16 protein-coding genes are annotated in these 14,646 nt (G+C 35.9%); all 16 read left to right on the plus strand.

Annotated elements, in window-relative coordinates:
• The first annotated feature begins 39 nt into the window (after positions 1 to 39).
• The 16 genes from SUCMO_RS0103845 (at position 40) to SUCMO_RS0103920 (ending at position 14,629) form a co-directional block, all read left to right on the plus strand.
• Positions 40 to 1,671 (plus strand): flagellar hook protein FlgE, encoded by a 1,632-nt coding sequence (locus SUCMO_RS0103845; RefSeq protein WP_019879183.1) that lies wholly within the window; start codon positions 40 to 42, stop codon positions 1,669 to 1,671.
• Positions 1,672 to 1,796: 125 nt separating this feature from the next.
• Positions 1,797 to 1,994, plus strand: a complete 198-nt coding sequence (locus tag SUCMO_RS0103850) for a flagellar FlbD family protein (RefSeq protein WP_019879184.1) — start codon at positions 1,797 to 1,799, stop codon at positions 1,992 to 1,994.
• A gap of 105 nt (positions 1,995 to 2,099) precedes the next feature.
• The gene (locus tag SUCMO_RS0103855) at positions 2,100 to 2,606 is read left to right on the plus strand and encodes a flagellar basal body-associated FliL family protein (protein WP_019879185.1); all 507 of its coding nucleotides are present in this window, start codon (positions 2,100 to 2,102) and stop codon (positions 2,604 to 2,606) included.
• A 33-nt stretch (positions 2,607 to 2,639) separates the two neighbouring features.
• Positions 2,640 to 3,644: a flagellar motor switch protein FliM gene (fliM, locus tag SUCMO_RS0103860; RefSeq protein ID WP_019879187.1), complete on the plus strand. Its 1,005-nt coding sequence runs from the start codon at positions 2,640 to 2,642 to the stop codon at positions 3,642 to 3,644.
• Positions 3,637 to 4,884, plus strand: coding sequence for a flagellar motor switch phosphatase FliY (fliY, locus tag SUCMO_RS0103865; RefSeq protein ID WP_019879188.1), 1,248 nt, complete (start codon positions 3,637 to 3,639; stop codon positions 4,882 to 4,884). Before fliM ends, fliY begins: the two co-directional genes overlap by 8 nt.
• A gap of 36 nt (positions 4,885 to 4,920) precedes the next feature.
• A complete protein-coding gene (locus SUCMO_RS0103870) occupies positions 4,921 to 5,283 on the plus strand; it encodes a response regulator (RefSeq protein ID WP_019879190.1) in 363 nt (120 codons plus the stop codon).
• A 3-nt stretch (positions 5,284 to 5,286) separates the two neighbouring features.
• On the plus strand, positions 5,287 to 5,814 hold the full coding sequence (locus SUCMO_RS0103875; RefSeq protein ID WP_019879191.1) for a flagellar biosynthetic protein FliO: 528 nt from the start codon (positions 5,287 to 5,289) through the stop codon (positions 5,812 to 5,814).
• Between the two features lie 3 nt (positions 5,815 to 5,817).
• Complete coding sequence (gene fliP, locus SUCMO_RS0103880; RefSeq protein ID WP_019879193.1) at positions 5,818 to 6,588, plus strand: flagellar type III secretion system pore protein FliP; 771 nt, start codon at positions 5,818 to 5,820, stop codon at positions 6,586 to 6,588.
• Positions 6,589 to 6,597: 9 nt separating this feature from the next.
• Complete coding sequence (fliQ, locus tag SUCMO_RS0103885; protein ID WP_019879194.1) at positions 6,598 to 6,867, plus strand: flagellar biosynthesis protein FliQ; 270 nt, start codon at positions 6,598 to 6,600, stop codon at positions 6,865 to 6,867.
• Between the two features lie 14 nt (positions 6,868 to 6,881).
• The gene (gene fliR, locus SUCMO_RS0103890; RefSeq protein ID WP_019879195.1) at positions 6,882 to 7,667 is read left to right on the plus strand and encodes a flagellar biosynthetic protein FliR; all 786 of its coding nucleotides are present in this window, start codon (positions 6,882 to 6,884) and stop codon (positions 7,665 to 7,667) included.
• On the plus strand, positions 7,636 to 8,748 hold the full coding sequence (gene flhB, locus SUCMO_RS0103895) for a flagellar biosynthesis protein FlhB (protein ID WP_211209226.1): 1,113 nt from the start codon (positions 7,636 to 7,638) through the stop codon (positions 8,746 to 8,748). Before fliR ends, flhB begins: the two co-directional genes overlap by 32 nt.
• A 21-nt stretch (positions 8,749 to 8,769) precedes the next feature.
• The gene (gene flhA / locus SUCMO_RS0103900) at positions 8,770 to 10,839 is read left to right on the plus strand and encodes a flagellar biosynthesis protein FlhA (protein ID WP_019879197.1); all 2,070 of its coding nucleotides are present in this window, start codon (positions 8,770 to 8,772) and stop codon (positions 10,837 to 10,839) included.
• A gap of 1 nt (position 10,840) precedes the next feature.
• Entirely contained in the window at positions 10,841 to 11,980 is a 1,140-nt protein-coding gene (flhF, locus tag SUCMO_RS10315; RefSeq protein WP_019879198.1) for a flagellar biosynthesis GTPase FlhF, read from the plus strand.
• 4 nt (positions 11,981 to 11,984) lie between these two features.
• Complete coding sequence (locus SUCMO_RS10320; RefSeq protein ID WP_019879199.1) at positions 11,985 to 12,848, plus strand: P-loop NTPase; 864 nt, start codon at positions 11,985 to 11,987, stop codon at positions 12,846 to 12,848.
• A 23-nt stretch (positions 12,849 to 12,871) separates the two neighbouring features.
• A complete protein-coding gene (locus SUCMO_RS0103915) occupies positions 12,872 to 13,534 on the plus strand; it encodes a flagellar brake protein (RefSeq protein ID WP_019879200.1) in 663 nt (220 codons plus the stop codon).
• A 12-nt stretch (positions 13,535 to 13,546) separates the two neighbouring features.
• Positions 13,547 to 14,629: a protein-glutamate methylesterase/protein-glutamine glutaminase gene (locus tag SUCMO_RS0103920; RefSeq protein ID WP_019879201.1), complete on the plus strand. Its 1,083-nt coding sequence runs from the start codon at positions 13,547 to 13,549 to the stop codon at positions 14,627 to 14,629.
• The last annotated feature ends 17 nt before the right edge of the window (positions 14,630 to 14,646 follow it).

Genomic DNA, 14,646 nt, shown 5'->3' on the forward strand with positions numbered 1-14,646 from the left:
CATAACTGCAAACCACATAAATTTTGGAGGTAATAAATTATGATGAGCTCACTTTTCTCGGCGGTGTCGGGGATGAAAAACCATCAAACACGGATGGACGTAATTGGTAATAACATTGCCAATGTTAATACATATGGATTTAAAGCAGGGCGGGTAACTTTTCAAGACCAGTTAAGTCAAACCTTGCAAGGGGCTTCAATGCCGCAAAATAATGGTCGTGGCGGAACAAACCCAATGCAAAAAGGTCTGGGTGTGGGTATTGCCAGTATTGATACCTTGTTTACGGACGGTAGTTACCAATCAACTGGTAAAGCCACAGATTTATCTATTCAAGGCGATGGCTTTTTTATCTTGAGTGATGGGGCCACGCAATACTATACGCGTGCTGGTAACTTTGACTTTGATACTGATGGCAACTATGTAGTGCCAGGTACAGGTCTTAAAGTAATGGGCTGGATGGCTGATGCTAATGGGGCGATTGCCTTAGCTTCAGAACCAGCTGCATTGAAGGTTCCGGTAGGTAAAATTACACCAGCACAAATTTCCACGAATATTGTGCATGCCAAGAATCTTTCGGCAGATTCTAAACCGGGAGCAACTAATTCAGCGAGCATTGATATTTATGATTCGCAAGGGATTGCCCATAAAGCAAAAACTACTTATAGCAAATTAAGTGATAACACCTGGCTGTCTTATACAGCAGTTTCAGATATTATGACAGATGCTGCACATGCGCCAACTGGTACTATGCAATTGATAACTTTTAATAGTGATGGTACATTGCAAAGCACAAAAACTGTTTTAGATGCAAGTATAACTGGTGCGGTAAATGCTACAATACCAGTAGATGCAGCTTTGGATACTGAAGTATATGGTTCAGCTGTGGCCATGGTTAATGGCATTCCTACAACTATTGGGATAAAAATGAAAAAAACAGCTATGGCAGATCCAGGGGATCCATTAGCTGTACCACCAGTTCCGCCTACCACGCCTAAATGGCAGATTGATTATACGGTAAATGGTAAGGCTGCGGCAGGTGGAGAAATAGAAGAAGGCAATGCGTTTCCAGCAGTTACGATTTCAGGAACTCCGCCTACTACAGTTACACTAACTGGTAATCTTAATGCAGGAGCCGCTGGATCAATAGCCTCAGTTGTTCCAACTTATTCTGTTAGTGCTAACTTAGATCCAATTAAATTTACCCCGCTTGGAGGGGTTCAAGCACCAATGAGTATCACTATCGATTTAAGCACGGTAAGTCAATTTGGTGGCGATACTTCTTTACAAGCCACAGACCAAGATGGTAACGCCGCTGGTTCCTTAAATGGAGTATCTATTGATACCAATGGGATGATAATTGGTAAGTTTACTAATGGAAAATCAGAAATTTTAGGACGAGTAGCTTTGGCAAACTTCAACAATCCTGCTGGGTTAGAAAAGGCTGGAACTAGCCTTTATGCTCGCTCTAACAACTCTGGAACACCACAAATTAATGGTGCTGGAATTGGTGGCTTAGGCATGTTGAATGCTAGCAATTTAGAAATGTCCAACGTAGATTTATCAGAAGAATTCAGTAATATGATTATTACGCAACGTGGTTTCCAATCTAATGCGCGGGTAATCACAACCTCTGATGAAATGTTGCAAGAATTGACCAACTTAAAACGTTAATTAAAGCTTATAGTCTAAAGGTGGGCGTTGTGCTCACCTTTAGCTTAAAGAAAATAAAATTATTTTACTTATAGATGGTAGCTTAACTACTTATAAGTAAAATAATTTTAGAAAGGAGTGGTAGAATGATTAAATTAACTAAATTTCAATCCAAAGGAGTGGAATTTATTTTAAATGCCGAACTAATCGAGACAATCGAGGAGACTCCAGATACAGTTATTACTTTAGTTAATGGTAAAAAAATCATCGTGGAAGAGAATATGCGTGAAATTGTCGCGCGCACCATGGAATATAAGAGAGCCTTAGGACGTTTTGTCAGATAGCAGTGAATAATTTTCATTGAAGTTAGTAAGTAAAATTTGTTATAATGAAGTGAAGAACTATTTTTAATTTAATAAATAAAATATTCGGATTGGGTGGTGTTGTAAATGGCAGATACTCCGGAAAATGAAATAGTAGAACAACCAGCTAAAAGTAATAAAAAATCAATGATTTTAATAGTAGTAGCAATTGTAGTTGGAGTCTTCATAGCGGCAGGGATGTCATATTTCGTAGCGATGCATTTTTTAGCTAATAGCCCTAAACAGTCAGAATCAACTGTGCGGCGCGTAAATGATGCACCAGGAACTTTTGTGAAAATTGGGGACCCCAAAGAAGGAATTATTGTAAATATTGGCGGACTAAATAGCGGAAGATATTTAAAAATTAACATGACAGTGGAGATTGAGCCAGCGAAAGAGAAAAGTAAAACTGCCGATCCGCAAGAAATAAGAATTCAAGATACTGTAGTTCAGTTTTTAAGAGCGAGAAAAATAGAAGAGTTTGATCCGACAAAACAAGATCAATTAAAAGCTGAGGTTAAAAAAGCTGTAGAAGCCGTAATTGGCGTAAATAAAGTTTATGATGTCTATATAACCAATTTCGTTTTACAATAAAATTCTGATAAAACCAAGTCAGGAGGGGATTTATTGGCCAGTGCAGATGTTTTATCACAATCAGAAATAGACGAATTACTTGCGGCACTGTCTACAGGCACGGTTTCAGCAGAAGAAATTGCTATAGAAGAAAGCAAAAAGAAAATTAAAACATATAATTTCAGACGTCCCGACAAATTTTCGAAAGATCAAATTCGGACTTTATATATGTTGCATGAAAATTTTGCCCGCCTGTTGAATACGTACTTATCTGCGCATTTGCGCACAATGGTGCACGTAAATGTTGTTTCCGTGGATCAGCTAACTTATGAAGAGTTTATCCGTTCAATGGCCTCACCCACAGTGATTAGTGTTTTTCAAATGCGACCTTTGCAAGGAAGTGCTTTGTTAGAAATTAATCATGAAATAGCTTTTGCAATCATTGATAGATTAGCGGGTGGTTCAGGTAGTCCTTTGAATAAAAATCGCGCTCTAACAGATATTGAGCAGACAATTATTTCACGAATAACCAATAAAGCTTTAGATAGTTTTAAAGAAGCGTGGAAACAAGTTATTGATATAACCCCGAAACTAGATACCATAGAAACTAATCCCCAATTTACTCAAATAGTGCCTCCTAATGATATGGTGGTTATTATTGCTTTTCAGGCCAAAATCATGAACACTGAAGGGACAATAACCTTTGCGATTCCTTATTTAGTTTTAGAGCCAATTATGTCGAAGCTGACAACTACTTTTTGGGTTTCAGCAGCAACTGGTAGACAAGAACGAATTCGTCAAGATGAACTTATTCAAAAGAGAATTGAGAGAACTAAAATTCCCCTTAGTGTAAACTTGGGCCATACCAACATCACGGTGCGTGAATTGATGGGACTAGTCGTTGGCGATGTCTTGGTTTTAGACAAAAAACATTCTAGCGATTTAGATATAGTAGTTGGCAAAAGAGAAAAATTCAAATGTAAACCAGGATTAGTAAATAACAAGCTTGCCGTACAAATTACATCAGTAGCAAGTGAAGAGGAGGATGGCAATGGCTGACGGGGTTCTATCCCAAGAGGAAATAAATGCATTATTAAACGGCAATTCTGGGGCTGATAATAGTGAGCAAACTGTAGATAATACGGAATTGGAATTCCAAGAAATACCCAATGTTTTGTCAGATTTGGAAAAAGATGTTTTAGGTGAAGTTGGGAACATCTGTATGGGAAACGCAGCGACAACCTTATCAATTTTATTGAATAATAAAGTTGATATAACGACACCGCGGGTAACTGTAGCTAATATTCAGCAGATAAAATCTGCTTACCCGATGCCGTATTTGGTAATCGAAGTAGCCTATACACATGGTCTTAATGGTACTAATATCTTAGCGATAAAAGAACATGAAGCTATGATTATTGCAGATTTAATGATGGGTGGTGATGGACTTAATCCGCCAACAGAAACTACAGAATTATATATGAGTGCTGTTTCTGAGGCGATGAACCAAATGATGGGAGCTATATCCACATCAATGTCGACAATGTTGGCAAAGAAAATTGATATTTCTCCACCTAAATGCGAAATTGTAGACTTTTCGCATACTGGGGAAATAACTAAATCTGTGGGAATGCAAGATCCGGTAGCTAAGATTTCTTTTAGTTTAAAAATTGGCGATTTGATTAATTCAGAGATTATGCAAATTGTAACAATTGATGTCGCTAAAGCAATGGTTGCAGATATGATGAACCCTACTGAGGCGACACCAGAACCCAAAAAAGAAACTGCACCTGTGATTCCACCCCAAACTCCCCCAACAAATATGCAACAACCTATGATGCAACAGCCCATGATGGATCAACAACAAATGATGCAACAACCGATGATGCAACAGCAAATGATGTATCAACAACCAATGATGCAGCAACCAATGATGTATCAACAACCCATGATGTATCAACAGCCGATGATGCAGCAACAAGCCGCGGTTCAACCAGTGCAATTTACTCCATTACAACCTCAATTTATGGGTGCTTTAGATGGAAATATGAATTTGCTAATGGATGTATCTTTGCAAGTAACGGTTGAATTAGGAAGAACAAAAAAACTGATTAAAGATGTTTTGGAGTTGTCGCCAGGTTCGATAATCGAGTTGGACAAATTGGCCGGTGAGCCTGTAGATGTATATATCAATACCAAACTTATTGCTAAAGGTGAAGTTGTAGTTATTGATGAGAATTTTGGTGTTCGGATTACCGAGATTGTTAATAAGACAGATCGGTTAAATACATTACAATAAAAAATAATTTTAAGTAGAAGAAAAGGAGAATTTTTAATGGGACGTATTTTAGTTGTTGACGATGCCGCTTTTATGAGAATGATGATCAAAGATATTTTGTCGAAAAATGGCTTTGAAGTAGTAGGTGAAGCTGAGAATGGACAAATTGCTGTAGAAAAATATAAAGAGTTGAAACCAGATTTAGTAACAATGGATATTACTATGCCAGAATTAGATGGCATTGGAGCAGTAAAAGAGATTAAGAAAATTAATCCAGCGGCAGTAATTGTGATGTGTAGTGCTATGGGACAGCAATCAATGGTTATTGAAGCTATTCAAGCTGGAGCGAGAGATTTTATTGTTAAACCTTTCCAAGCTGATCGGGTAGTTGAAGCTATAAAAAAAGCCTTAGGTCAGTAGTACATGAAAAGGTTTGTTTTTCTGACAAGTGCAATTTTGACCTTTGGCAGGCAAGCAGCGGTGATGGCTCAAGAAAAAACAGGCTATTTGCAATACAAAGAGCCATCACCGATAGTTTCTACCACAAGTACAGTTACAGTTATTGGTTATATAATTAGCTTGGTACTTGTATTGGTCGTAGTCGCTTATTTAGCGTTTTACGCTTCGAAATTACTGGGGAAGAACTATACTAAAAATAGAGTGTTAACCAGTGAAAAAATTATTGCCACATTGCCATTAGGCATAAATAAAAACTTATGTTTAGTGGAGTTAGGAAAGAAAGTTTTAGTTTTGTCTATTACCGAACAGAATATAAATTTTGTTAAAGAGATAACTGATTTACAAGAGATTGAAGACTTAAAGCAAGAATTTAAGAATTCGCAAGTAGCTGAATCAGTTTTTTTAAATGATGATATTCTCAAAGTACAACAAATAAAAGAAAAGCTTACTAAAAAACTGCTGGAGTTTAGAAATGGTAAAAGGGAGAAATAAGTTGTGAAGCATAGAAAAATTATTTTAGCTTGCTTGTTGTTTTTTACGAGTATTTTAGTTTTACAAACAGGCACAGTAAATGCGGCACCATTTATTCCTTTACCAGGTAGTGTGAATATTGATGTCAAGCAGGCGCAAACGCCAGAAGAGTTGGTTTTGAGTTTACAATTGTTAATAGGCTTAACAGTGTTTACTTTGGCGCCATCGATATTGATTTTAATGACATCTTTTACGCGAATTGTAGTTGTTTTGTCATTTTTGCGTAGCGCTATGGGAACTCAACAAATGCCGCCCACACAAGTTTTGCTTGGCTTGGCGATGTTTTTAACAGTGTTTACGATGAGTCCATATTTTAAAGAGATAAATAATTCTGCATTGCAGCCTTACTTAGAAAGTAAAATAACACAAGAACAAGCGTTAGATGCTGGAGTTAAGCCTCTAAGAGATTTTATGTTTAAGCAAACAAGAGAAAATGATTTAGCCTTATTTGTGGAGTTGTCACAAGATGCCCGCCCTAATTCACCAGAAGATGTTCCAACTTTTACACTAATTCCAGCTTTTGTAATTAGTGAATTAAAAACAGCCTTTCAAATTGGATTTTTGATATATGTGCCGTTTATTGTAATTGATATGGTTGTAGCGAGTACATTGATGTCTATGGGGATGATGATGGTACCTCCTGTGATGATTTCTTTACCGTTTAAACTATTATTATTTATTTTGGTTGATGGTTGGCATTTGATTATTCAATCTTTGGTAGCGAGCTTTAGATAGGAGTTTATTATGAATTCAGATTTAGCGATTGAAATTGGCAGAGACGCATTAGTTGTTTTAATGTTGGTTTCCGCACCAATGTTGTTGTTAGGCATGTTAGTTGGGGTAATCATGAGTATTTTTCAAGCTGCTACACAAATTCAAGAACAAACATTGGCTTTTGTACCTAAAATAATAGCTGTGTTTGTTTCTATAGTAGTTTTTGGTCCATGGATGCTAGGTATGTTGGTAACTTTTATTCATGACCTATTTAAGCAAATACCCTTGATGATACGTTAGCGAGAAGATGAATTATGCAAATGATTGAGTTTATGTACATTAATTTAGCGGTAGCTATTTTAATTTTTGCTCGAATAAATGGGATTTTTGTAACAGCCCCTTTTTTTGGGAGCAGAAATATTTCTGCTAAACTGAGAATTGGTTTGAGTTTGCTTTTGACGATATTAATCTTACCCAGTGTTTTAAAATTGAATATAGCTAGTAATTATCAAGAAGCAAATTTATTATATTTTTCACTAGTTGTAGGTGAATTTCTTGTTGGACTAATTATTGGGTTTGTAGCCAATATATTTTTTAGTGTAGCTCAAATGGCAGGACAGGTTCTAGATATGCAAATTGGTTTTGGGATGGTAAATGTTCTAGACCCTCAATCGGGACAACAGATGCCTGTAATTGGTAATTTTTTAAATATTTTAGCGGTGTTAGTTTTCCTAACTACGAATGCGCATCATTTTTTATTAATATCTTTAAATGATTCGTTTTCGGTAATTTCTCTAGGAGCACCGAATTTTCAAGCTGGTATCTTAGCTTTTGCTTTAGAAGTATTTAAAAAAACTTTTGTAATAGCATTTAAATTTTGTTTGCCGATTGCTACAGTAATTTTGTTAACGGATATTGCGTTAGGCATGTTGTCGAAAACTATGCCCCAGATGAATATATTTATTGTGGGAATGCCTGCAAAGATTATTTTGGGTATATTTATGCTCAGTGCTATATTACCTACGTATATTTACGTTTTAAAGGTTGGATTTGATGAAATATATAAAGATGTTCAGAACATCATACGTATTTTGGCCTAAAAAACAATTGAACACTTTTGATTTACAGTTGTTTAGTGGTGAAAAAACAGAAGAACCTACTTCTAAACGTCAAAGTGAAGCGAGAAAAAAAGGACAAGTTGCTAAAAGTGCAGAAGTAAATGCAGTATGTCTTTTCATAACGGCCTTTACTGTTTTGCAGGTATATGGTGCTAGCATATATAGCGAACTTGTTGGAATAATGCATTATATGTTCACGGAATTTTTTCGACAACCTTTTACGATAGAAGCCATACACGGACTGTTTTTGCTGCTGTGTATGGTTTTTTTAAAAACTTTAATGCCAGTTATGGCGGCTATTTTCGTAGTTATGATTGTTGTTAATGTTGCCCAAGTAGGTTGGGCTTTTAATACAGAAAGCTTGATGCCGAATTTTGAAAAACTAAACCCCATTAGTGGTATTCAAAAACTTTTATCGCCTAAGGTTTTGGTAGAATTATTGAAGGCAATAATAAAAGTTATCATAGTCATATACTATTTATACAAGTTTATTGCCCAGGAAATAGATTCCTTGCCAGCGATGGTTTTATCAGATTTAAAATTAGATGTTGGTTACAGCATAGATTTATTGGTGCGATTGGTGTATGATATTTGTAAAGTGATGTTGGTATTTGCCTTGTTTGATTATGGTTACCAATGGTGGAATCATAAACAAAGTTTAAAAATGAGTAAACAAGAGATTAAAGAAGAAATGAAACAGACTGAAGGTAATCCGCAGATTAAAAGCAAAATAAAGCAAAAGCAACGTGAGATGGCAATGCAACGCATGATGTCTGAAGTTCCTAAAGCGAATGTAATTGTTACCAATCCAACGCATTTTGCAGTTGCCCTAAAATATGAAAACGATATGCCAGCCCCATTAGTGGTTGCAAAAGGTAAAGATTTAGTGGCCTTTAAGATAAGAGAAATTGCTAAGAGTAATAATGTAGCTATCGTAGAGAATAAACCTCTAGCAAGAATAATTTATCAAACTGTGGAAATAGGTGATATTATTCCCCCTGAACTTTATCAAGCAGTTGCTGAGGTTTTGGCATATGTATATAAACTTAAAGGTCGCAAATAAGCGCCTAGAGGAGAGTTTTTTTTGGAACAAATAGGTAGCAATTCATGGATTGATAAAGTTAATAAGTATAGTGATATTGTAGTTACAATAGCAATTATAACGATTGTTGTAATGATGATAATTCCTTTGCCGCCGTTTATTTTGGATTTATTGTTAACTTTAAATATAACGGTGGGTTTGATAATTCTAATGATTGCGATTTACAATGTCGAAACTTTGGAATTTTCAGTTTTCCCGTCCTTGCTGTTGGTTACTACTTTATTTAGATTAGCATTGAATGTTTCGGGAACTCGCTTAATTTTATTAGAAGGTTATGCGGGTGAGGTAATACGAGCTTTTGGCGAGTTCGTTATTGGTGGTAATCCTGTGGTTGGATTTATTATCTTTATTATTTTGATAATTATTCAGTTTATGGTAATTACGAAGGGGTCGGAGCGGGTTTCAGAGGTTGCAGCACGCTTTACCCTAGATGCAATGCCTGGTAAACAGATGAGTATTGATGCTGACTTAAATTCAGGTTTAATTGATGAGCAACAAGCTAAAGATCGGCGTCTGAAAATTCAACGTGAAGCTGATTTCTATGGCGCAATGGATGGTGCCAGTAAGTTTGTTAAAGGAGATGCTATTGCGGCAATAATGATCATTGTTATCAATATTGTGGGTGGTTTTGTCATTGGGATGTTACAAAAAAACATGTCTGCTTTAGACGCTCTACAAAACTATACACTTTTGACAGTAGGTGAGGGTTTGGTAAATCAAATACCTGCTTTGTTGATTTCAACTTCTACGGGTATAGTTGTTACTCGCGCCGCTTCTGACTCGGATTTAGGACACGATATTACTGCGCAATTATTAAAAAATCCGCGAATTTATTATATAGCTTCAGCGGTTTTGATAACATTTTCTTTAATTCCTGGGTTGCCAGGGGTACCATTTTTCTCACTAGGAATTATTGCCGGTCTAATAGCTTATACTTTAAGTAAAACTATGGAAACTGCGGTTGAAGAAGAATTGAGTCGACAAGAAGAACAAGAAGAAGAAGAAATCAAAAAACCTGAAAATGTTGTAGGCCTATTACAAGTTGATCCTATGGAATTAGAAATTGGTTATAGCCTAATTCCGATGGTTGATTCTAGCCAAGGTGGAGACTTGTTAGATAGAATTGTTATGATTAGAAGACAGTGTGCTTTAGAATTGGGATTGGTAGTGCCAACAATACGGATCCGCGATAATATTCAACTTAAACCTAATGTATACTCGATAAAGTTAAAGGGTGTTGAGATAGCGTCGGGAGAGTTGTTGTTAGACCATTATTTAGCGATGAATTCGGGGATGGTAGATGAAGAAATAAGCGGCATAGCGACAACAGAACCGGCTTTCGGATTACCAGCCTTATGGGTGCCGGAAAACATGCGTGAGCACGCAGAAATTGTTGGCTACACAGTAGTAGATCCCATATCAGTTCTGGCAACACATCTAACAGAGATTATAAAACGACATGCTGCAGAAATTTTGGGCAGACAAGATGTACAAACCTTAATTGATTCAATTAAGCCAACTTATCCAGCAGTTGTCGAGGAATTGATTCCTAATTTATTATCTTTAGGTGATTTACAAAAGATTTTAGCTAATCTTTTGAAAGAAAGAGTTTCGATCCGCGACTTAGTAACTATTTTTGAGACTCTAGCTGATTACGCGGTAATGGGTAGAGACATTGAAATGTTGACAGAATATGTTAGACATGCTTTATCCAGGCAGATATCACAACAGTATGTTCAAGATGGGGTATTAACTTGTATAACCTTTGATTTGCAGTTAGAAAATGCAATCCATCAAGCCGTACAAAAAACAGAACAAGGCTCGTATGTTTCTTTAGATCCCAAAAGTATGCAAGCTTTAGTTGCAGCACTAAACAAAGAATTAAACAAGTTGGCAGAAACGGGATATCAACCAGTAGTGTTGGTAAATCCAGCGGTGCGATTGTATGTTCGAAAAATTACGGAACGTGTTGCACCTAATTTAGCGGTATTGTCTTATGCCGAGATTGATTCCAAGGTAGAAGTTCAAGCGTTAGGAACGGTGAGAATTTAGTATGAAAGTAAAAGTTTTTACAGCGGCGAATATTCAAGATGCAATGCGTAAAGTGAAGGAAACTCTCGGTGTAGATGCGATTATATTACATACTCGCAAAATAAAACAGGGTGGAGTAATGGGATTATTTGCCAAAGAAACAGTAGAAATTGTTGCGGCGGTAGAAGATGTTTATGTAGCGCCTAAAAAAAACAATCAACCCGTTAAAAATCTTAACAAAGACTTAGCGCTTAGCTATATAGAAAAAAGCACTCAAGAGCGAGATTCACTAGTTAAAGATATTGCTGATATAAAAAATATATTACGAGATGTAGTTCAAAATACTAATAGGCTTAATAGTAATTGTGAAGATATAAGCGAAAATAGTAATAATAAAATTAATTTTTTAGAAAAATATTTACAAGAAAAAGGATTAATACCCACTCTTGTTGAATACTTAATCAAGAATAGTTCTTTAACGGAAAACATTGATTTGGAAGATGCCAAAAAATTGTTTGCTTTTAAATTAGCTGATTTAGTAAAAACTGCCGAGATTGAAAAACAAAATGTAACTGGACCAGTTAAGATTGCACTTATAGGTCCTACGGGTATAGGTAAAACGACTACTTTGGCAAAATTGGCAGCAATGAGTATTTTTGAAGCTAATTTAAACGTAGGACTTTTGACTGCGGATACCTACCGGATAGCTGCGGTCGAGCAGTTGCGAACCTATGCTAATATTTTAAATATTCCTTTGGAAGTAGTATACAACTTAAAGGATATTGGCTTGGCCGTACAAGGATTCCAAGATAAGGATATTATTTATATTGATACAGCAGGTAGAAGTCAGTACAATAAGCAGCAAATTAGTGAGTTGAAGCAAGCTTTACAGGAAAATACAGATATAACTCCTTGTTTGGTTATAAGTGCCAATATTACTTTTAAAGAAGCTGTACAAATAATTAATAATTTCAGTGTTAATAATTTAGAAAATGTTATTTTCACTAAGTTAGACGAAACGTTTGACACCAGCATAATATTCAATGTTGCCTATACTTATCCGAATTTAAAAGTTGCTTATATTACTAATGGACAAAATGTTCCAGAAGATATAACTGTGATAGATTCCTTGATACTCGCAAGAAATTTTCTAAAGGATTGATAAAATGGATCAAGCAAGTTCATTACGTAAGTTGATTTTTCAAAACCAGCAAAACAATGGTGCTAGTACCAAAATTATTACTGTTAGCAGTGGCAAAGGTGGAGTAGGTAAGAGCACTTTTACTGTAAATTTTGCTTTAGAGTTAGCGAGAACAGGGAAAAAAGTTTTAATTGTAGATGCTGATATTGGAATGGCCAATATTGATATTATGTTGGGGTGTATGACTAAAAAAGATAGCTTACTAGATCTGATCAACCCAGATACAACGGTCGAGGATATAGTTTTAGCGGTTTCAGAAAATTTGTCGCTGTTATCGGGTGGCTCTGATATTGCCAAATTTGCCAACTTACAGGAAAATGAAGTTCAGCTAATTCTAGATAAAATAGCAACATATAGTGAAAATTTTGATGTAATTCTTTTTGACACTGGAGCAGGAATAAGCGACAATGTTTTAAATTTTTTAATGATTGCCGATGAAATTTTTATTATTACGACACCTGAACTTACTGCTTTAACAGATGCATATGTACTAATAAAAGCAATATCATATAGATTGACGGAGCCTAAGCTTTCAGTAGTAATTAATAGAGCTCTAAGTGTTCAAGAAGCAAAAGATATTTTTCAGCGTTTAAATTCGATAAGCGGTAATTTTTTAAATTTAAATTTAAATTTATTGGGTTTTATTTATGAAGATGTTGCGGTTAGTAAGTCCATTCGTAATCAAGAACCAATAATGCTTAAAGAAAAAGAAGCTAACATTGTGCAGTGTTTCAGAGAGATAACTAAGAATTATCTCTGCTTGCCACTTTCTAATAGCGGCAAAAAGCATAGTCTTAAAAATTTTTTTGAAAAACTTTTCAGGCGATAGTTTAATAAAGGGGGTAAAAACACATGGATGAAATTTTTTATATAAATCAAAGAATAGAAGTAGCGAGACTGGGCAGTGATGATTTTTACTCTACTCGCTTGGAAGATATTACAAAAGATACATTTGTGGTGGCAGCTCCTCTGCAAAGAGGAATGTTGAGTGTTTATGAAGGTGAAGAGTTGCAAGGGGTTGTGTTGACTAAAGATAAACAGCTCTATGGTTTTCGTTTGAAAATTATAAAGCGCGTACGGGACCGACTATCTTACTGGATTACGAGTATTCCTTATTTTATAAAAAAAATTCAGCGTCGTAACTTTTTCCGTTTGGGAATTGTTTTTCCGATTGACGTTTATCTATATGATTTTAAGGCTAATGCTTATAAAGATGAACCAGAACGATGTTTTACAACCGATCTTAGTGCTGGGGGTCTGGCTTTTGTTTTAAAAAATGGTAGAGTTAGAGTAGGCGATAAACTGAAAGTTGCATTTAAGTTGGATTTAATTGAAGCAGTGATGTATTTAGAAGCTAGCGTTGTGCGCGCTGATAAAAAGATAAATGAGGAAGATAACAGTATTATGTATGCAGTAGGTTTAAAGTTTCGTGACATAACGGAACCAATGCAAGATAAGATTGTAAGGTATGTAAATGCAGTTCTGATAGATAGAAGAAAAAGGGGCGTTCAGTAAGGAGGGGCGAAAATGATAAGAATCTTAATTGTTGATGATTCGGCGTTTATGCGTAAAGTTATTACCGACTTATTTAATGAGGCTAAAGATTTTCAAGTAGTTGGTACTGCTAAAAATGGTAAAGAGGCTGTTGAATTAGTTGAAAAACTAAATCCGGATTTAGTGACAATGGATGTGGAAATGCCGATAATGAATGGCTTAGACGCTTTAGAACAGATTATGCAAAAACATCCCGTCCCAGTGGTGATGTTTAGTAGTTTGACGCATGAGGGAGCAGATGCAACGATTAAGGCTTTATCATTAGGGGCAGTTGATTTTGTAGCGAAAACAGGTGGTTCGATTTCTAGCGTGGATGGTATAAAAAATGAAGTGCGTGAAATTTGCCGCAATGCAGCAAAAGCTAATTTAAAAAGGTTTTCAAAACTTAGCTCATATAACTTTTTAAAAGAAAAAACACAAGTTACGACAATGCCTAAAAATATTATGACAACAAAAGTGGTTACACCCTTGAAGACAGGGAATAATAAATATAAAATAGTAGCTATAGGGACTTCAACTGGTGGACCGAGAGCTTTACAGGAAATTATTACTAAATTACCCGAAAATTATCCTTACCCAGTAGTAATAGTTCAACACATGCCAGTTGGTTTTACGAAATCATTGGCAAACCGACTAGATTTTATTTCTAAGATTAAAGTAAAAGAAGCCGAACAAGATGATAGACTGGTGCCGGGGACAGTATATATAGCTCCAGGGGGATATCATATGCGCTTTATTACGAAAGCTAATGATGTTTTTGTTAACTTGACGAAAGATGAATTAGTTAACGGGCATCGCCCCGCAGTAGATCCGATGTTTGAGTCTGTAAGTGCGGTTTACGGAAGTGCGGTTATTGCTGTTATTTTGACAGGAATGGGTGGTGATGGTGCGCAAGGTATGCAGCTGATAAAAAATAAAGGTGGATATAATATTGCAGAGTCGCAAAATACAGCGGTAGTTTTTGGAATGCCTAAGGTAGCTATAGAAAAAGGTGTTGTAGATCGGGTCGTTGATTTGGGAGACATAGCAAAAGAGCTGATTTCGTTTACTATTTAACAAAATAGAGGGGTGTT

It is taken from the genome of Succinispira mobilis DSM 6222, from assembly GCF_000384135.1.
Classification (GTDB): domain Bacteria; phylum Bacillota; class Negativicutes; order Acidaminococcales; family Succinispiraceae; genus Succinispira; species Succinispira mobilis.